The sequence below is a fragment of the Microcoleus sp. w1-18aA5 genome (assembly GCF_036701705.1).
Lineage (GTDB): Bacteria > Cyanobacteriota > Cyanobacteriia > Cyanobacteriales > Microcoleaceae > Microcoleus.
On record NZ_JAUPTE010000074.1, the window covers coordinates 15,136 to 32,355 of the forward strand.

Annotated in this window: 16 protein-coding genes, 1 tRNA gene and 1 pseudogene; 12 read left to right on the top strand and 6 right to left on the bottom strand. The window is 45.4% G+C overall.

Translation table 11 applies throughout. The features are described 5' to 3' along the window. Positions 1–115 precede the first annotated feature (115 nt). Both Q5691_RS21935 and gltX read right to left on the bottom strand, forming a co-directional pair. A complete protein-coding gene (locus Q5691_RS21935; RefSeq protein ID WP_333214562.1) occupies positions 116–550 on the bottom strand; it encodes a CAAD domain-containing protein in 435 nt (144 codons plus the stop codon). A gap of 342 nt (positions 551–892) precedes the next feature. Then, positions 893–2,335, bottom strand: a pseudogene (gene gltX / locus Q5691_RS21940) (glutamate--tRNA ligase); the annotation flags it as partial. A gap of 115 nt (positions 2,336–2,450) precedes the next feature. Here gltX and Q5691_RS21945 point away from each other — a divergent pair. The 3 genes from Q5691_RS21945 (at position 2,451) to Q5691_RS21955 (ending at position 3,490) form a co-directional block, all read left to right on the top strand. Continuing rightward, the gene (locus Q5691_RS21945) at positions 2,451–2,594 is read left to right on the top strand and encodes a hypothetical protein (protein ID WP_333347010.1); all 144 of its coding nucleotides are present in this window, start codon (positions 2,451–2,453) and stop codon (positions 2,592–2,594) included. Between the two features lie 90 nt (positions 2,595–2,684). Further along, positions 2,685–3,182: a DUF393 domain-containing protein gene (locus Q5691_RS21950; RefSeq protein ID WP_333347013.1), complete on the top strand. Its 498-nt coding sequence runs from the start codon at positions 2,685–2,687 to the stop codon at positions 3,180–3,182. Between the two features lie 98 nt (positions 3,183–3,280). Further along, positions 3,281–3,490: a hypothetical protein gene (locus tag Q5691_RS21955; RefSeq protein ID WP_006632034.1), complete on the top strand. Its 210-nt coding sequence runs from the start codon at positions 3,281–3,283 to the stop codon at positions 3,488–3,490. A gap of 198 nt (positions 3,491–3,688) precedes the next feature. Here Q5691_RS21955 and Q5691_RS21960 read toward each other — a convergent pair. From Q5691_RS21960 to Q5691_RS21970, 3 genes are all read right to left on the bottom strand, one after another. Beyond that, positions 3,689–3,762, bottom strand: a tRNA-Asp gene (locus Q5691_RS21960). Between the two features lie 56 nt (positions 3,763–3,818). After that, positions 3,819–4,946: an esterase-like activity of phytase family protein gene (locus Q5691_RS21965; protein WP_333214546.1), complete on the bottom strand. Its 1,128-nt coding sequence runs from the start codon at positions 4,944–4,946 to the stop codon at positions 3,819–3,821. An 88-nt stretch (positions 4,947–5,034) separates the two neighbouring features. Next, positions 5,035–6,885 carry a TM0106 family RecB-like putative nuclease gene (locus Q5691_RS21970; RefSeq protein WP_333347018.1) on the bottom strand — a complete coding sequence of 617 codons (1,851 nt, stop codon included), beginning with the start codon at positions 6,883–6,885 and terminating at the stop codon, positions 5,035–5,037. A gap of 94 nt (positions 6,886–6,979) precedes the next feature. Here Q5691_RS21970 and Q5691_RS21975 point away from each other — a divergent pair, with 94 nt between their 5' ends. The 3 genes from Q5691_RS21975 (at position 6,980) to Q5691_RS21985 (ending at position 9,279) form a co-directional block, all read left to right on the top strand. Then, entirely contained in the window at positions 6,980–8,260 is a 1,281-nt protein-coding gene (locus Q5691_RS21975; RefSeq protein WP_333347021.1) for an aminotransferase class V-fold PLP-dependent enzyme, read from the top strand. A 390-nt stretch (positions 8,261–8,650) separates the two neighbouring features. Then, positions 8,651–8,875 carry a DUF2281 domain-containing protein gene (locus Q5691_RS21980; protein WP_333347024.1) on the top strand — a complete coding sequence of 75 codons (225 nt, stop codon included), beginning with the start codon at positions 8,651–8,653 and terminating at the stop codon, positions 8,873–8,875. Continuing rightward, a complete protein-coding gene (locus tag Q5691_RS21985) occupies positions 8,875–9,279 on the top strand; it encodes a type II toxin-antitoxin system VapC family toxin (protein ID WP_333214538.1) in 405 nt (134 codons plus the stop codon). The genes Q5691_RS21980 and Q5691_RS21985 overlap by 1 nt, the downstream gene beginning before the upstream one ends. 497 nt (positions 9,280–9,776) lie before the next feature. On the opposite strand, the gene Q5691_RS21990 is transcribed toward Q5691_RS21985, so the two are convergent. After that, on the bottom strand, positions 9,777–11,006 hold the full coding sequence (locus Q5691_RS21990; protein WP_333347027.1) for a ferrochelatase: 1,230 nt from the start codon (positions 11,004–11,006) through the stop codon (positions 9,777–9,779). A gap of 719 nt (positions 11,007–11,725) precedes the next feature. Here Q5691_RS21990 and Q5691_RS21995 point away from each other — a divergent pair. The 6 genes from Q5691_RS21995 to Q5691_RS22020 all read left to right on the top strand — a co-directional run bounded on the left by Q5691_RS21995 (position 11,726) and on the right by Q5691_RS22020 (position 16,880). Then, entirely contained in the window at positions 11,726–12,310 is a 585-nt protein-coding gene (locus tag Q5691_RS21995; RefSeq protein ID WP_333347030.1) for a hypothetical protein, read from the top strand. Next, complete coding sequence (locus Q5691_RS22000) at positions 12,303–13,028, top strand: DUF3120 domain-containing protein (RefSeq protein WP_333347033.1); 726 nt, start codon at positions 12,303–12,305, stop codon at positions 13,026–13,028. Before Q5691_RS21995 ends, Q5691_RS22000 begins: the two co-directional genes overlap by 8 nt. Positions 13,029–13,223: 195 nt before the next feature. Further along, positions 13,224–14,072, top strand: a complete 849-nt coding sequence (locus Q5691_RS22005) for an alpha/beta hydrolase (RefSeq protein WP_333311851.1) — start codon at positions 13,224–13,226, stop codon at positions 14,070–14,072. A gap of 108 nt (positions 14,073–14,180) precedes the next feature. Further along, the gene (locus tag Q5691_RS22010; RefSeq protein WP_333347036.1) at positions 14,181–15,368 is read left to right on the top strand and encodes a pentapeptide repeat-containing protein; all 1,188 of its coding nucleotides are present in this window, start codon (positions 14,181–14,183) and stop codon (positions 15,366–15,368) included. Positions 15,369–15,544: 176 nt separating this feature from the next. Next, positions 15,545–15,910: a hypothetical protein gene (locus tag Q5691_RS22015; RefSeq protein WP_333311849.1), complete on the top strand. Its 366-nt coding sequence runs from the start codon at positions 15,545–15,547 to the stop codon at positions 15,908–15,910. 505 nt (positions 15,911–16,415) lie between these two features. Further along, positions 16,416–16,880, top strand: coding sequence for a hypothetical protein (locus tag Q5691_RS22020; protein ID WP_333311848.1), 465 nt, complete (start codon positions 16,416–16,418; stop codon positions 16,878–16,880). The last annotated feature ends 340 nt before the right edge of the window (positions 16,881–17,220 follow it).

Sequence of the window (17,220 nt, forward strand, 5' to 3'; positions counted from 1 at the left end):
AGTCATTAGTCAACAGTCAACAGTCAACAGTGATTAGTCATTTAAAAACCCGACACTAACAACTTATTTAAAGTTATCAATGTCGGGCACAAATCAAACAAATTACAGCAAAAGTTTAGGACTTTTTGCCGAAAACTTGTTCTTTCAATGCTTGAATTTCTTGAGCTAATTGTTGCCGATTGGACGATCGCAGCAAATAGCGGTAGATAAACCACCCGGTGTATCCGATACCAATTAGCTCGAATGTGGGTGCTAGCAGGGGAATGTCGTTGAGTTCATCTATTATCCCCAAAAGCACTTTCAAAGAGATAATCGAGGCTACAATTACACCGATAACAGTCAGGGGACTTTTGTACTGTTCGTAAAAGCTGCCGATGTAAGCGGGAAACTCGGACAAAATTGCGATAATTTGTTCTTTGATCTGCTGGCTCTGGCTTGGTGTTTCGTCGGTAATTATGACTTTTGTGGTATCGCTGGAACTGTCTGCTTCATTTCCGGCAGGAATTTCGGTGATGATAACGGTTGTTTCTGGTTCGTTTGATGAAGTCATTTCTCCACTCGCAATAGTTTTTTGCTGGTTGGCTGCAGGTATTTCAACTGCTGCTGCGGCTGTTTCCACAGGCGATATTTCGACTGCTGAAACCTCGGTGCCGGCTGTTTCCACAGGCGATATTTCGACTGCTGAAACCTCCGTTCCGGGTGTTTCCACAGGCGATATTTCGACTGTTTCCACAGGCGATATTTCGACTGCTGGCACCTCGGCCGCTGCTGTTTCCACAGTCGGTGTTTCGACTGTTGGCTGTTCTGTAGCAGGAGTTTCGGCGACTGTTTCTGCGTTTGATTGTTCTGGGGTTGGAGTTTCGGCCGCCACACCAACACCAGGCAAATTCAAGTTGCTAATGGCATCAAGCAAACGGGTTTTAGCCGTTCCTCGCTGGTGAAGGATTACCCAAGATTCTATCAGGTCGGGGCCGTGCATTGCACCTGTCAGAGCGGCTCTGAGCGATCGCATAATTAGCCCTTTGTTAAGATTTTTCTCTTTACTGAGCTTTTTAGTGATTTTCTGAGCTTCCGCTGATGTCAGGGACGAATGACTTTCCATCGCTTCTACAACTGCTTGTAAAGCCTGTGCAGCCCCTGTTTGCTGCAACTGTGCGAGTGCTTCTTCTTCGTATTCCACCGTGGTGGAGAAGAATACCTTACACATATCCACAGCATCGGTTAAGCGAACGAGACTCGGGCCGATTAAAGCAGCTATTTGTTCGAGCCAGGGGCGGTCTGCCTCCAAGTCAAACTCATAACCGCCTTTCTGCCACCAATAAGGTATCAGCAAATCTGTCAATTGCGGCACTGGCATTTTGTGCAGGTATTGACTGTTTAGCCAATTGAGTTTATCCCAATCAAATTTTGCACCAGCTTTGTTGACTCGATAGAATGTAAATAATTCTGCTGCTTCCGACAGTGTAAATATTTCCTGCGTTGAATCTGGCGGAGTCCAACCGAGCAAAGTCATGTAATTAACTAAAGCTTCGGGCAGGTAGCCCATATCTTTGAAGTCAGAAATCGAGGTTACGCCGTCGCGTTTAGAAAGCTTTTGTCCTTGGGAGTTTAAAATCAGCGGCGTGTGGGCAAATTCTGGGATTGTCGCGCCCAAAGCTTCGTAGAGCAATATTTGTTTGGGAGTATTGCCGATGTGATCTTCGCCACGAATGACGTGGGTGATGCCCATGTCGATGTCATCGACAACTACGGCGAGGTTGTAGAGTGGTTGGCCGATGACGCCGCCGCTGGATGCACGGGCGATTACCATATCGCCGCCGAGGTCGCTACCTTTCCAGGTTACGGTGTCGCGCACCATGTCGTTCCAAGCGATCGTGCGATCGTCGTCGATGATAAACCGAATCACAGCTTGTCGCCCTTCGCCTTCAAAAGCTGCGCGCTCTTTGCTTGTCAAGTTGCGGTGTCGGTTGTCGTAGCGGGGGGCTTGTTTGTTGGCTTTTTGTGCTTCCCGCATTTCGTCGAGTTCTTCCGACGTGGTGTAGCAGCGGTAGGCGAGTCCATTGTCTAGAAGGGTTTGGACTGCTCGGCGGTATATTTCCAGACGCTGCGACTGAAAACTCGGGCCTTCGTCCCAGTTCATACCCAGCCAGGTGAGGCCTTCGAGGATGTTATCGGTGTATTCGCTTTTAGAACGTTCTACGTCTGTGTCTTCTACCCGCAGGATGAATTTGCCGCCTTGGTTGCGGGCAAACAGCCAGTTGAATACGGCGGTTCTGGCGGTACCGATGTGTAGGTTTCCGGTGGGACTGGGGGCTAGACGGACTCTGACATTCATGTAGATTTTTGCTTTTAGATTGGGCGATTTGCTGGTTGGGGGAATAGCTGATGTTTAAGACTTTAAATTTTATTATATTTTGTTGCCGAATTAACAGTTGTGCTTGGCAGGTGCTTTGCCTCGAATTGTTCTATCTTCGACGATCGGGCGATCGGGCGAAAGTTTCCGGCAAGGCACGAGAAGCCATCTTGATGATATTAGCATTGCGGGCGGCCAAGACTGGATTCACCTTTGGGACTATTTTTCACACCACAAATAACTGCTTTAGGAGTACCCAAGGCGCACCTGATAACTATGGATGCTTGTAAAATGTTTGTGTGCGATCGACGACATTAAAATATATTTCCCTATGTCTGCTACTAAAACCGAGTTTTCCGAATCTGTTGCGCCCTCACCCAAGTCTGTTGCGCCTGCTTGGCAGATTGAGTTACTGTACGACGGTGAATGTCCTCTGTGCGTGCGGGAAGTTAATTTCTTGAAAAAACGCGACGCGGGGCGAGGTTTAGTGTCGTTTGTGGATATCGCGGAGGATGGCTACAACCCGGAGGCCCACGGCGGAATCGACTACGAAACGGCGATGGGTCGGATTCATGCGATATTACCCGACGGTACGGCAATTAAAAATGTGGAGGTTTTTCGTCGCACCTACGAGATTTTAGGGATGGGATGGATTTATGCAGTTACTAAGTTACCAGTGATCGGGGCGATCGCCAATTGGCTGTACGGAATTTGGGCTGACTGGCGGTTGAAGCTGACGGGAAGGCCGGATTTAGCAACTATTATGAGCGATCGAACTCAGCGGATCGAGTGCCCAAGTCAGGGCCGCTGCCAACCAAACTCGAAATGAGTCATATTTAATAAGTGCGATCGATCTATCAGAAGATGTCAGCAGAAACAGGCTGCAACTAACATTAAAGATAGACTACATATTAAAGGTCAAAAAAAATGCAAGATGCAGGCTATACAGTCTTCATGGGCTTCGGCGGTCTCTGGATACTTATGGGAATTGCCGCTGTGATTTTCCTGTTCAAATCCGACGGTCAAAAACTTAGGTTTGGCAAATGGGGATTGCTAGTTGCTATTCCGATCCTCGTGCCGATAGTCCTAGTTTTGACATATCAGATCGCCCGACCCTTTATTTCCTCGCACCTTTGAGCGCTGCTGGGAGTTAATCAAACGGGCAAAGGGTCAAAAGGAAATCTTGCCCCCAACAGTCAATCTAAAACGGATGCCATTTCCTTTTCCTTGCTTTTTAGGAAAAATCTTACGCAGTGGTCGCATTTTGAGCGCAAACTACATCAGTACTAGATCCAATCAAAACAATCAAAGTTTAAAAGCTTGACTACGAGAGAACGGGACAGACGGGGCTCGAACCCGCAACTTCCGCCGTGACAGGGCGGTGCTCTAACCAATTGAACTACTGTCCCTCGTTTTGCCGTTTTTTCAGGCACAATTTCTATTATGCCTATCACTTCACCTTTTGTCAAGAGGTTTGTTGAACTTTTATTTGGAAGCCCAAAATTTGAGTCTCTTGCAGGGGACTGAAGTTGTTGTCGCTCACCAAAATCAGACCTCTGCTAGCATCCGCCAGGACGGGGCCAAATGTCAACCCCTCAATGTTGTCTAGGGGAATTTTCAGGGTTTCCAAATCCAGCAGCAGGCGTTTTTGAGCGGGAGAAACCTCGCTGAGACGGCTTTTGAGGCTTTCGAGTGCTTCTATACGATCGCTCTTTTCCAGAGAAATCTCAAAAATTCTGATAGTTGTGCCGGTTTCCAGGGAGAAAGCACGCTCTAAACTCAGCAAGCGGTTATCGTCGATCGCCAACAAATCCACTAAACCGTTGCTAGTTAATTTTCCCACAGGATTCGCACCAGCGGGTAGCGGTTCGGTGATGTAGAGAAACGATGCTTCTGGATTGCCACTCACCGCATCGTAGCGCAAAATCCGGCACGGAGTCCCGGTTTCCAGGGAAGCTACGGCGCCATCTTGAACCAAGGCGTTTTCGGTAGCGGTGAATAGGTATTTGCGATCGGGCGTTAAAGTTAAACTTTCAAATGATAGATTGTTGCGGATGCCTTTAGTGCCTTTGTCATCCGGCAAAAATAGTTCAGGAATTGCCAGCGTTTTCAGGAGTTTACCATCGATGGAGAACTCTTTGATAAAAGGATTTATTTGGCGATCGACATCTCCCTCAGAAGAAACAAACACGCTATTGCCCGTAAAAGCTATCCCTTCGGGATCTAAACTTAATTCAGGAAAACCTTTGCCCTTTTCATCTAATAAAGTAGTCACACCAGTAAAAGTAATTTGCTCTTTTTCCAGTTTACCCGATTGCAAGTTGATTTTGAGAGTATAGAAGCGCGCCGGAGCCTTGCTGCTGCGGTCATCAGAAATGGCATAATAAACTTGTTTCTCGGCATCATAAGTAATGCTCGATAGTCCGCCAATTTCCGTACCCTGAAACGGAGAACCTGTAGGAAATATTGCTCTGCCGATAAAATCTATTTTCGTAACGGCGAAAGATTGAGCTGACTGGTTTACCCAAATAGCAACACTTGCTGCCATCAAAAAACAGACAATAAATATAGTTGCTTTTGCTAACTTTCGCATTTTACCAATAAATACATTATTACCTATCTTCCTCTTCCCTTTCTTCCTTCGCGCCCTTCGCGTCTTCGCGGTTCATTAAATCTAAAAATCACGGCTCATGATTCAGCAAAAAATTGGTCAACCAATCTTTAACCACATAAGTAGCACGACAGTCGTCCTCATTGTAGCGGACGATCGCCTCCAAGAGCGATCGATCGCCAGTTTTGAGCCAATCGTCGTACCAGCAGACGCACTGAGCACCATTAGCCTTAGCATCTCGCCAGTCAAAACCCAGCCAGCGGGCAATTGGTTTAAGTGCGTAACTTTCCACGGGCATAATCGCTTTTTGTGTCACTTGTTTGTGAATATCTACAAACCGTTTCAGCACAGGTTTCCACAAATAAGCGGGAGTATTGTAAAGTTTAGCCAGTCGCTTAAAAGTCTTGACTTCGTAGTCGCAAAAGTGGAAAATCGGAGCAATGGGATAAGCCCACATTAATTCTAAAAATTGCTGCCAGATTGCACCTTCCTCTGCTGCTGATTCTGCTAAAAAACCGTGGAATTTTTCCGTATTGTTGTACCTATCAACCACTAAGACTCCGTGGAGGTAATCTAAGTTTAACTCTGGTTCCGCTTCAATATCAAAGTAGAGTTCGATTGGGGCGATCGGCAAAAAGACTGATTGGGAATAGGGAATTGGTTTCTTGCGGAGAATTGGCGCAGGTATAGAAGATATCGCAGGTTGATTTTCTCTAATTTTTACTTCCTCAACTGCGATGTCATTCAAGATATTGTCTACAATATCTGGTACTATTTCAGATGAGTTAATTTCTTCTGAATTCTCACTTCTACGTTCTTCTCGATCGTTAATCAGTGTATCCGCGTCAAAATCCGTGTCGTGCCTTCCTTCTTCCTTCTTCCCTCTTCCTTCTTCCTTCTTCCTGACATCCGTTACATCCGTTACAAAATCCGTTGCCGAACTTCCTTCTTCCCGCAACAGCGGTTGATTTAGCAAGTGCGATTGAGCTTGCTGCACCACATCAAAAGCAACTCTGTCCGGGAATTCGGGATACTCAGCCAGCAGTTTGGAACTAGCATTAGCGAGAGCTTCTACATCAGTAATTTCGAGAGTTTTTAGTCTAGCATAGCGGCTGGCAGTAACTCCCGGCAATAAGGAAAGATGTTTAATAGATTCGGCTTCGGCGTGACAGATAGTATACCAACCGCAAAGATTGCACTTTTGCCGGGAAATGAACACCTCTGGTTTATCCCGATTTTCTATCATCTGAAGGCAGTTGTCTAAAATCTCGAACATCTGAGGAGTTCGCTGGTCGAGATTCACCTGCCACCACCCTTTTTTTCGCAGCATCAGCCACGCAGCCTCGGGCATTGTTTCCTGTACGGAAGCTAAAACTTGGGCGTGAAAAGCTGCGATAATTTGATACTCTTGTTTTGGTCGCTTGCTAAGCCAAATATCCGCAGTAATATAACTCCAATTGCCAAATTTTGATTGTCCCGGCTGTTTGATTAATAAATGGGGGCGGCTGATCAGGGTAATGTTGGAAGAGTGAAGATTGGAGGATGAAAGATGAACGGGAGTTTCGGGGATTTCGCCAAATTCTGGGAAATATTGACTGTCAATTCCTACCACAGAAGTTGTTGCGGCGTTGGTTTTGCCGAATTCGCCCTGGATCAGAACTCCTCGGTAAATGCGATCGACCCCTTGCTGCATTAAACTCAATGTAGCGGCCGCGCCGGCTTCCCAATCCCCTCTAGCATAATAGGGTTGTTGGTAAGTCTCGTGTTCCAAAGCTTGCTGCTGGTATGCGGCGCTGTCGCGCATCAGTTTCAGCAGAAAGTCGCTGGGGGGATCTAGTTGTTTCCAGTCTCCGCAGGTATCTAAAAAAGCTCGGAGATGGCATCGCTGGTAGGAAAGTAGCAGTTTGTCAGTTATTAACATTTAGTATTCGCAAGGCATAGAGTATCAGGCAAAAGGTATAAAATTCACACCATCAGTTATTCAATATTAACGCTATCAATAATTCCAAAAAAAAATGACAAAGGACAATCACCGGCAACAATTCCCAGCTTTGGCCAATAAAGCTTATTTTAACTACGGCGGACAAGGACCGCTGCCTGAGCCTGCTTTAGAGGCGATTTATGAGGCTTACAAACGGGTGCAGCTTGGAGGGCCGTTTTCGGCAGAGGTGGGGGCTTGGGTGGTTCAGGAGGCGATGCTGACGCGACGTGCGATCGCATCTGAGTTGACGGTACCTCCTGAAACCATCGCCCTAACTGAAGATGTCACCGTCGGCTGCAATATTGCGCTGTGGGGCATTGACTGGAAAGCAGGCGACCATTTGCTGATTTCTGACTGCGAACACCCCGGCATTGTAGCTAGTGTAATGGAACTTCAGCGCCGTTTCAACATTGAGGTTTCGATTTGTCCGTTGGCGGCTACTTTGAATGAAGGCGATCCGGTGGCGGTGATTGCTGATAGTTTGCGACCAAATACTCGCTTGTTGGTTATCAGTCACATTTTGTGGAATACTGGCCAAGTTTTGCCTCTGGCTGAGATCGTGAAAGTATGTCATGAACCCCCCCTAACCCCCCCTTGCCAAGGGGGGGGACAAGAGGATTTTTCCCTGATTCAAGGGGATAGGCAAGAGGATTTTTCCCTGATTCAAGGGGGGAGACAAGAGGATTTTTCTGCAAAGAAGCACAAAGTTAGGGTGTTAGTTGATGCGGCTCAATCTGTGGGGGTTTTGCCTTTGAATTTGATTGAATCGGGGGTTGACTTTTATGCTTTTACTGGTCACAAATGGTGGTGCGGCCCGGAAGGTTTGGGCGGACTTTATGTGAGCGCTGAAGCTTTGGCAGATTTGCATCCGGTGTTTATCGGTTGGCGGGGAATTGTGACGGATGCTAATGCTAAAGTCCTTGGCTGGAAGCCTGGATCGCAGCGCTATGAAATTGCGACTTCGGCTTATCCTTTGTATGCGGGTTTGCGGAGTGCGATCGCCCTGCAACATGAATGGGGTACGATCGAGGAAAGGTATGCAGAAATCTGCCGTTTGAGTAAGTATCTCTGGCAGCGTTTGTCGGAACTTCCCGATGTGGAATGTTTGCGGAAATCTGCGCCGGAAGCTGGTTTGGTTTCGTTTCGATTAACTAATGGGATGCCGCACAAAAAGCTTGTCGATTTGTTGGAAAAACAGGGAATTCTGGTGCGGACAATTCTTAATCCTGATTGTGTGCGGGCTTGTGTTCACTATTTTACAACTGAGGCGGAGATGGATAAGTTGGTTGGGGTGATCGCAAATCAATTAGTATAGTCTCTAGCTTAAGGATTCTTCTCAAATCAAGAGTATGTCTAGTTAAACCCACATTTTAAACTATTCTCAAAAGCAGGCTTTCCGGCCTGTTCCACAATAGTTAAATTTTATTATGCGGTGGGTTTTTAGGACACCCATCAAAGGCTTATTGACAATTATGCCAGATCTCAGGTTAAACAGTGATGTTATCCTAGATTTCGGAGGCGACGAATATGAACGCTATGGATGGTACTTTTCAGAATAAATTGGTTATATACTAAAAGCAGAGGGTACTCGGATGCCAGTAAATTACCGTTAAATACAAAATAGTCAGGTTGAAAAAACATTTTTTAGATTTTCCAAGCAAAGGCGTGACGATTATTTTGGAGTAATTACGGAGGAAAATAAACGATGAATTTAGAGCAAGCAGTTTTAGATAAGTTGCGAGCATTGCCCCCGGAACGGCAGCAAGAAGTTTTAGATTTTGCTGAATTTCTTCAACAAAAAACTCTTCTTAAACGACCCCTAAAAAGCGTCAAAGGAATGTGGGCTAATTTAGATATCAATATCACGGAAGAAGATATTGCCCAAGCTAGAAAAGAAATGTGGGAAGATGTTCCAAGAGAGGATATTTAATGACAGCCGTTGTCGCCGACACTCATACAATTATCTGGTATTTGCGGGAGACTGCTCGATTATCGCCAACCGCAATGAATGCTTTGGATGCAGCATTAGCAGAAGGCTCTCTGATTTATGTATCGGCGATTTCTGTGGTAGAAATAGGCTATTTAGTGGAAAGGTATCGATTGCCCGAAGAGGCTTTTCGGCAGTTAATTAATGCTTTATCTGATTCGGGGACTGGGTTAGAAATAGCCTCTCTGGATTTAATAACAGCACAAACTCTGCGTCAGATTCCCCGCGATATAGTGCCTGATATGCCAGACAGAATTATTGCCGCTACTGCTTTATCATTGAGTCTTCCCTTAGTCACCCGCGACGCGAAAATTCAAGCGTTAACCACTATTCAGACAATTTGGTGAGTATGAGGGGAATTTACCATGCTTTTCCGCATCCCGGAATAACAGTATATCCAATGATTGTAGGGCTTTTAATAAGTCTGATGTCGATAACTGTGCAGTTTTTGGCAGTTTTGTCTTCAGAAACCTGATTTATCAATCAAAATTAATCATTGAGGAAATCGATTTAAGTCTAATTTAATCAAAGTTTCAGATAACCATTTTTCTGCTTCATCATAAGTAAAGCCACGAGACGATTTGGCAACATTAGCCATCTATTCACAGTAGATTCTATAAGGATTAGAGTCTATATCAACAGACCAATGAGGTTGATTTAAATCAGGTATTCTTCCTCCAACATTCCAGCAATAAACAACGGTTGGTAATACCTGGCTTTTAACAAAGTGGAGAACTTTTTTCTTCATACTTTTTTCAAAAATTGCGATCGCTCTCTCAATAATAAAGCAAATCGCCCCTTCTCTAAAAAAAGCAAGGGACGATCGACTTTTTAACTCAATTAATTAATGACTGTGCCCGTGCCCGCCATGAGAATGCCCATGATCCCCATGAGAATGCCCGTGATCACCATGAGAATGTCCGTGTCCCCCATGAGAATGCCCGTGCCCTTCATGAGAATGCGCGTGCTCGCGCTGCGCCGCAGCCAAACTCGGATTAACAGCAACCGCAGTTTCACTCAACAACGCTTCAATCTGTGGATTTGCCCACTCAGCCGCCATTTTCAGAAACTCTGGGTTGTCGTTAACGCAAGGTAATTTGCGGTAAGTAACTCCTTGACGCTGTTTCTGCAAAGACTCAATAATGTGGTCTACATCTAACAAAGTTTCGTGATTTTCTGTCGCAAATCCGATCGGCATAAAGACGATCGCAGTTGCACCCAAATCAATCAAATTCTTCGCAGCTAACGTCGCATCCGGCTGTGTCCATTCAATCAGCGGTGTGTCGTGATTCAGCCAACCCACCGAAATCAAAGGATAGCGATACATCAAACGTTCCCGCACGCGATCGTACAAAGCTTGACTTTCCACAATACCCGAAGTAAAGCCCTTCGCCTTGTGCGGACAACCGTGATTCATCAGCACAATCCCAATCTGAGAAGGCAAATGGGCTACAGCTAAATCGTTCTTAATTTCCTCTTCTACCAAATCCGCCATTAGCTGGATGTAAGCAGGTTCATCGTAAAAAGAAGGAATGTAGCGCTGTCCTTTTACCCAATGTTCCTTACCATCAAAGGTTTGTGCTAAAGCTTTATTCACCTGTTCGACTGCAATGCCGCTGGTGAAAACAGAATCAACTACCAACAGCGGATAAATCAGAATTTTGTCAAATCCTTCTGCTTGAATTTGAGGGATTACTTGTTCCGGCAAAAACGGCGCGCAAAAGTTAAAAGCTTTGAACACTTTTACTTTATCGCCCCATTTCTCCTGTAAATTCTTTTCAATCCCAGCGCGCTGCTGTTCAAAAATTGCATTGTGCGGCGAAACGAATTGACCGTGTTGGTGACTCCACTCGTGCAAGTCAAAGATTGCTAAAATCTTCGCCAGCGGCGGATAAATCCAAAGCGGTACTGGCGCAAACTTTGCCGTAAGCAAATTTAAAGCTTGTTCGTTGTAGTTGGCAAAATCGTCGTAGCTTTCGACTTCGCCGTAACCCATCAGCAATACAGCAACCCGATCGTTACTTGCGGGTGCTGCAGATGTTTTGAAATCGATTTTTTCTGGAGAAGCAACCACTTTGTATTCCTCAATTTTATTTATTCTAAGAGATCCAGGCAGGATGAAGAGGGAATCGGAGATTTTTCATTGTGTGCGATCGCACGACTGACGTGCGCGGGGCTGATTCCCGGTTTCTTGGCCCATACTTCCCGGTCAAACCTCTTATTTATCCTAGAAACCGGATTGATGGGCATCAGTCCTAAGTAGGTTTTTTGACCAAGAATTTCAAAGGTGGTACCCGCCACGTGATTTATCCGTGGAATCAATCCCAAATCGAAAATCCTCAAACCTCCGCATTTATCCGTGGGGTCAATCTAAAATCTAAAATCTAAAATCTAAAATCTAAAATCGATTGACCCTGACCCGAAATTCGTAGGGCAGCTAAGCTGGCAGGCCTCTAATTTTCACAATCCTGTTTCTTTAAGCTTTTGTGGGGTCAGCTTCGACGCCGCCGGAAAAGTTAAATCTAAATACAGAACAGCTTAAAACTAGAATCAGCCTTTGCTAAGCTTGACAGGAGATGGGGCAGGGGGGGATAAGTTTCATGTTTTCTTAAGACTCCCTCACCTTGCCTCAGATTAATGCGGTTTGGAGCGTTCCCAGCTTTTAACTTGGGGGGATACTCTTCAAACTTGACTCTATTATAACTTTAACACCCTATCCCCTGGGGTAGTATATGATATAGTAGCTATATGATAAAGTTATGTTGCGAACTATATTAACTTTCTTGACGAACTATGAGACTGGTAATTTGCCCCGGAGTCCACGAACCAAAGCTAACCGACTTTTTCCTGGCGGGACTTTCGGGGCTTTGGGGACTGGCAGCCGATCGCCAAAACCAGCAAATAGTCGAGCCTGTCAAGATTTTTCCCGCTCATAAATATCCGCCTTTTTCAGCTATTGACATATTGCACTTTTTGTGCAGCGAAAAGTTAGCAGGAGAAAGTCTAGTATTTGTCAGCTTTTCGGCAGGAGTAGCCGGCGCGATCGGGGCGGCTTGGATGTGGCAGCAACTCGGTGGCAAAGTCGGGGCATTTTTTGCCTTAGACGGTTGGGGAGTACCTCTGGTGGGCAATTTTCCCATCCACCGAATCAGCCACGACCGCTTTACGCACTGGAGTTCGGCAATTCTCGGTGGCGGTGGAGAAAGCTTTTATGCAGATCCCGCGATCAAACATTTGGATTTATGGCGAGCTCCCCAAACGGCAAAAGGCTGGCACGTCAGCCAAACTGCCGCCGGCATTGAGACTGTCGCACCCACAACCGCAGCAAAATTTTTAGTCCACCTATTGAAACAATACGGAGTTCAATCAGTTGTTTAATCTTAATTTAGTATCATCCGCGATCGCACCTATTGCCACCATCGCCCGCCTCGACAATTCTGTCACTTCAGCCACAACAAACACCATCAAACAATGGTTAATATTTAGCGCTTCAGCATTTTTAGTCTCAATTCCTGTCTTCGTGCAAGCACCGTTAGTTCGCTTATATCCAACCATCAGTTTGCTATCAACTATCCCCTGGTTCGTACTTAGTTTAATCCTTATTTTCCGCCCCAAAACACAACTTTGGGGAGATTTATTATTAGGATTTGCCGGATGTTGGCTGGCAGGTTCTATCTATTGGGGCTGGTTTAGATGGGAACCAATTTTACATCTACCTATAGAAGCAATTGGCTTGCCTTTTGCTATTTGGTGCTTGGGCAAATCTTGGGGAAAAGTTGGCAGCTATTTTTACTTGGGTTCGCTATTTGGCACTGCCATTACTGATTTATATTTTTACTTAACAGGCTTGATGCCCTACTGGCGCCAAGTGATGCACGCGGAACCGGAATTAGCTATGCCGATTTTTCAAAGTGCGATTGGTCAAATTGAAACTCCTTGGGGCATAGGTTGGGCTCTCGTTTTAATCGCTGTGTTGCTAACAGTCGGTTTGCTGAGTTTGCGCGGCACGCAACTGCACTGGCGCGCTTTCAGCGGCGCGGTGTTAAGCACGCTTTTGGTAGATGGTTTATTTTGGTTGGCTGCTTCTGCTGCTTAAGATTTATGATTAGTTTTTATGTTGGTATTTTTTGACTGCAGATGTGGGCAAATTGACGCAGATTAACGCAGATTTTTTTGAGGGATGTAGTCTTGAGATTCCTGACTTTTTAAAGAAGTCGGGAATTTGGGTATTTACTGAACAATTATGAGTTAAAATCTAAAATCTAAAATCTAAAAATCCCAAATCAATATCATGTCTTTCATTTCAATTCGCGGTGTAGAACATTATTACGAGTGGATAACGGCAGATAACAGTTCCCAACCTAGCGGGAAACCAGTGATGGTATTCCTGCACGGCTGGGCGGGATCAGCGCGCTACTGGGAAAGCACGGCACGGGCTATTGCTGATGATTTTGATTGTTTGCTCTACGATATGAGAGGTTTTGGTCGATCGCCCTTGCCAAAAGAGCCTCCTGAGTCCAGCTACGAACTCGAAACCTACGCCCGCGATTTAGCTGAATTATTAGAATCTCTGAATTTAAGCCGCGTCTTTCTCAATGCTCACTCCACAGGAGCATCAATTGCTACTTTATTTCTCAACCTTTACCCCGAAAAAGTAGAAAAAGCAATTCTCACTTGCAGTGGCATTTTTGAATACGACGAAAAATCTTTTACAACTTTTCACAAATTCGGTGGCTATGTGGTAAAATTTAGACCCTCTTGGCTGGCATCCATCCCGTTTGCCGATCGGCTATTTATGGCCCGGTTTTTGCGCCGTTCCCTGCCCACAGAGGTCAGTCTGGCGTTTCTAAAGGATTTTTTAATGGCAGACGAGCAAGCTGCTATCGGTACAATGGTGACGGCAGTCAGTAAAAGAGCAGCCGAGGAAATGCCCCAAGAATTTGCGCGGCTGAGTGTTCCCACACTGCTTGTGGCCGGAGAATTTGACCAAATTATTCCCGCCGCCATGGGAGAGCAAGCAGCCTCCCTCAGCAAAAAAGTAGAATTTGTTATAATTCCGAATACGGCTCACTTTCCCATGCTGGAGGATGCCGCAACATACTTGCAGCGAATTCGAGACTTTTTGCCAGCAGCGGCTTAGCTGAGTTATTGTTCATCTAATGTACGATCGGACACGCAAGCTTTGAGAACGGCTTTTGCTCCGATCTTAATTTTTAATTTCTAATTTCTTAAAGCGAAAGGTGGTACAATGAACGACCTCGACCAATACTATAAAGTGCTGGGACTGTTGCCGGGAGCTTCCAGAGAAGAAATTAGCCAAGCCTACAAGGATTTAGCGTTCATTTGGCACCCCGATCGCATCCCCAAAGACAATCCCAGACTACTACAGAAAGCTGAAGAGAAGATTAAGGAAATTAATCAAGCTCGCGAACAATTGCGATCGATTCAACCAAGAGGTCAGAATCAGAACGTTCAGCACAAACATACTCAGCACAAACACACCCAGCAACAAAACACCCAGCACAAACATACCCAGCAACAAACTACTCAGCAACAAAACGCTCAGTACAGAAACACTCAGCAACAAAATACTCAGCAACAAAACGCTCAGTACAGAAACACTCAGCAACAAACTACTCAGCAACAAAACGCTCAGTACAGAAACACTCAGCAACAAACTACCCAGCAACAAAACGCTCAGTACAGAAACACTCAGCAACAAACTACCCAGCAACAAAACGCTCAGCAACAAAATACTCAGTACAGAAACACTCAGCAACAAAACACTCAGCAACAAAACACTCAGCAACAAAACACTCAGCAACAAAACGCTCAATACCAAAACGCTCAGTACAGAAATACTCAATATCCAAACACCCAGCACCAAAACACTCAGCCACCACCGGCCAACCCAAAAGAACCGCGGTACTCTTCTGAACCCTCTTCAGGAAAATATCCTGGAAATTATGCGGGAAACTATGGGGGAAACCCTGCAGGGCCCTATTCCGAGGCGTCCCGCTACCAATCGCAGCCACCGCCATCTCAGTCTTACCGCCAAGCTGGGCCGCAAGCTCCCGATTTGAGCGGTTCCAACTTCAAAGGAGCTTCCTTAAAAGAAAAGGATTTTTCAGGGAGAAACTTGAGCAATGCAAACCTGAGTGAAGCCGACTTAAGTGATGCTTTTCTACACAACGTCAATCTAACAGGCGCGAATTTGCATCAAGCTAACTTGTTCCGGGCTAATTTGTTAGGAGCTTGTTTGATCAATGCCAACTTGAGAGAAACCAACTTAATCGGAGCCGATTTGAGCGGTGCTGACTTGAGCGGTGCTGACTTAACAGGAGCGAAAATCGGTTACGGCGATCGAGTTATGGTCAAACTTACCCGGACTACATTAACAGGTACAATCTTACCCGACGGTACTGTTCATAGCTAAATTATTTAGTTTTTAGTCAGTGGTTGTAGACGTGGGTTTTACCCGCAATATTTGCTGCAATTCCTAATACACTGTAGTTTAGACTAACCAAAGATGAGAACGGTGGCAAAAGAAGAACTAGAGCCACCGCGCCAGGAGAGAATGAGGGTGAAAAATAAAACCTATCCACTCCTTAAATGAACAGTGAACGATTAAAGGACTTTCGTCAAGCAGCATACGAGTTATTGGTGCTGGCGAAAGATGCAACAAGAGAGCTCATGGATGCAGTGATGACCACTCCGAATGCGTCATGTTTAGCGGAATTTTCACTCAATCCATTATTCAAGCGTCAATGGCCAAGCGTCTATGAAGCGTTACAAGACTGTAGACCAGATCGGAAAAAACTGATGCTGCTTTATCTGGAGCAATTACAGGAAGAAGCACCCCCAACAGAACACATATTAGTGGCAATCGACCACACTGCATGGAGGAGACCAGATGCCAAAACATTAAAAGACAGAACCCATGAATATCAGAGGGGCTCCATTGTTGGACAGGGATAAAGTACAATTGCGTGGATACCTGAAGCACAAGGAAGTTGGGCATTACCCCTACTCCATGAAAGAATTAGTAGTGGGTCTTCACCCATACTTCAAGCAGCTTCCCAACTTAAACTTGTCTGTGAACAGAGCGTCAACCCTTGTCTGTGAACAGAGCGTCAACCCAGTTTTAGCAGTCTTAGACGCCCGAATATGGCAATGCAACTTGGGTATTAGCGTTAGCGCAAGCTTCCATTCTTGCTGATTGTTTAATGAGAGTCCGAAAGAATGCCTGCTTATGGTCAGCACCACCAGCATATAGTGGCTGCGGTAGACCACGGAAACACGGGCAAAAAATGAGACTCAACGACCCAACTACATGGCTCGAAGCTGATACTGCGATTGAAATTGATGAACATCCCGATTTGGGACAAGTCCGAGTCAGACAATGGATTGACTTACATTTTTATCGTGCCCCTGGACAAAAAGTCAATTTAATCCGGGCCCTTAAGAATGAAGCCCATGTCAAATGGTCAACCGTTTCCACCCTTATGGTTGGCTTGGGTTGGAGAACGAACTCTACCCAAGCGAAACTGTTTGGTTCAAATATTTACGACGCTTTGGAGTCGATCATTGGTATCGGTTTGCGAAGCAAAGATTGCATTGGACATTGCCTAAATTGAGAACTCCTGAACAATCTGAGCGTTGGAGTGATTTAATGCCGTTGATGAGTTGGCAACTCTGGCTGGCACAAGATTTAGTAATTGAGAATAGACTTCCTTGGCAATCTGCTACTATCAATTTAACTCCTGGGCCTGTTGCCCAATCCATGTTGTCGCTTTTAGTTGACATTGGTACTCCTACTAAAATCCCTAAACATAGGGGAAAATCCCCCGGTTGGGAAAAAGGAAAGGTACGTACCAATGCCCCGTGCTATCCCACTGTCAAAAAACGGGTTTCTCGACGTAAAAAGTCTTCAAGGTTAGCCATTTAATCTTCTCCCTCTTGAGTTTTTAAGCAACAGTTTGCCTGAGATTCAAAGGTCGCTACTTTTAGCTGCGCTCATTTTTTAGTCTAAACTACAGTACTTAGCGCTAATCGCGTATTTGAAATCGGCTTAAGAAGCGCAACAGCATCCAAAACTCTAAAGTGTTTTATTATAGTTTCAGAAAAGCTGAAATTCAACAACGGTTAGAATTAGTTGAAGTAATTTCCCCGAAGTACATTCTCAAGGTTTTTAGGGGCAGGTTTAGTTAGGCTGAAGTTCCCCCATTGACAAAAGGCGTCGGAGTATGTAGGGTAAACCTTTGGAGGATTTTGACTCCGGTTTTACT

Coding starts and splice junctions, on each gene's coding strand:
- Q5691_RS21965 (WP_333214546.1), bottom strand. CDS start 4,946: ATGCGAAAGTTAGCAAAAGCAACTATATTTATTGTCTGTTTTTTGATG.
- Q5691_RS21955 (WP_006632034.1), top strand. CDS start 3,281: ATGCAAGATGCAGGCTATACAGTCTTCATGGGCTTCGGCGGTCTCTGG.
- Q5691_RS21975 (WP_333347021.1), top strand. CDS start 6,980: ATGACAAAGGACAATCACCGGCAACAATTCCCAGCTTTGGCCAATAAA.
- Q5691_RS21980 (WP_333347024.1), top strand. CDS start 8,651: ATGAATTTAGAGCAAGCAGTTTTAGATAAGTTGCGAGCATTGCCCCCG.
- Q5691_RS22015 (WP_333311849.1), top strand. CDS start 15,545: ATGAACAGTGAACGATTAAAGGACTTTCGTCAAGCAGCATACGAGTTA.
- Q5691_RS21935 (WP_333214562.1), bottom strand. CDS start 550: ATGACTTCATCAAACGAACCAGAAACAACCGTTATCATCACCGAAATT.
- Q5691_RS22005 (WP_333311851.1), top strand. CDS start 13,224: ATGTCTTTCATTTCAATTCGCGGTGTAGAACATTATTACGAGTGGATA.
- Q5691_RS22020 (WP_333311848.1), top strand. CDS start 16,416: ATGGTCAACCGTTTCCACCCTTATGGTTGGCTTGGGTTGGAGAACGAA.
- Q5691_RS21985 (WP_333214538.1), top strand. CDS start 8,875: ATGACAGCCGTTGTCGCCGACACTCATACAATTATCTGGTATTTGCGG.
- Q5691_RS22010 (WP_333347036.1), top strand. CDS start 14,181: ATGAACGACCTCGACCAATACTATAAAGTGCTGGGACTGTTGCCGGGA.
- Q5691_RS21995 (WP_333347030.1), top strand. CDS start 11,726: ATGAGACTGGTAATTTGCCCCGGAGTCCACGAACCAAAGCTAACCGAC.
- Q5691_RS21970 (WP_333347018.1), bottom strand. CDS start 6,885: ATGTTAATAACTGACAAACTGCTACTTTCCTACCAGCGATGCCATCTC.
- Q5691_RS21950 (WP_333347013.1), top strand. CDS start 2,685: ATGTCTGCTACTAAAACCGAGTTTTCCGAATCTGTTGCGCCCTCACCC.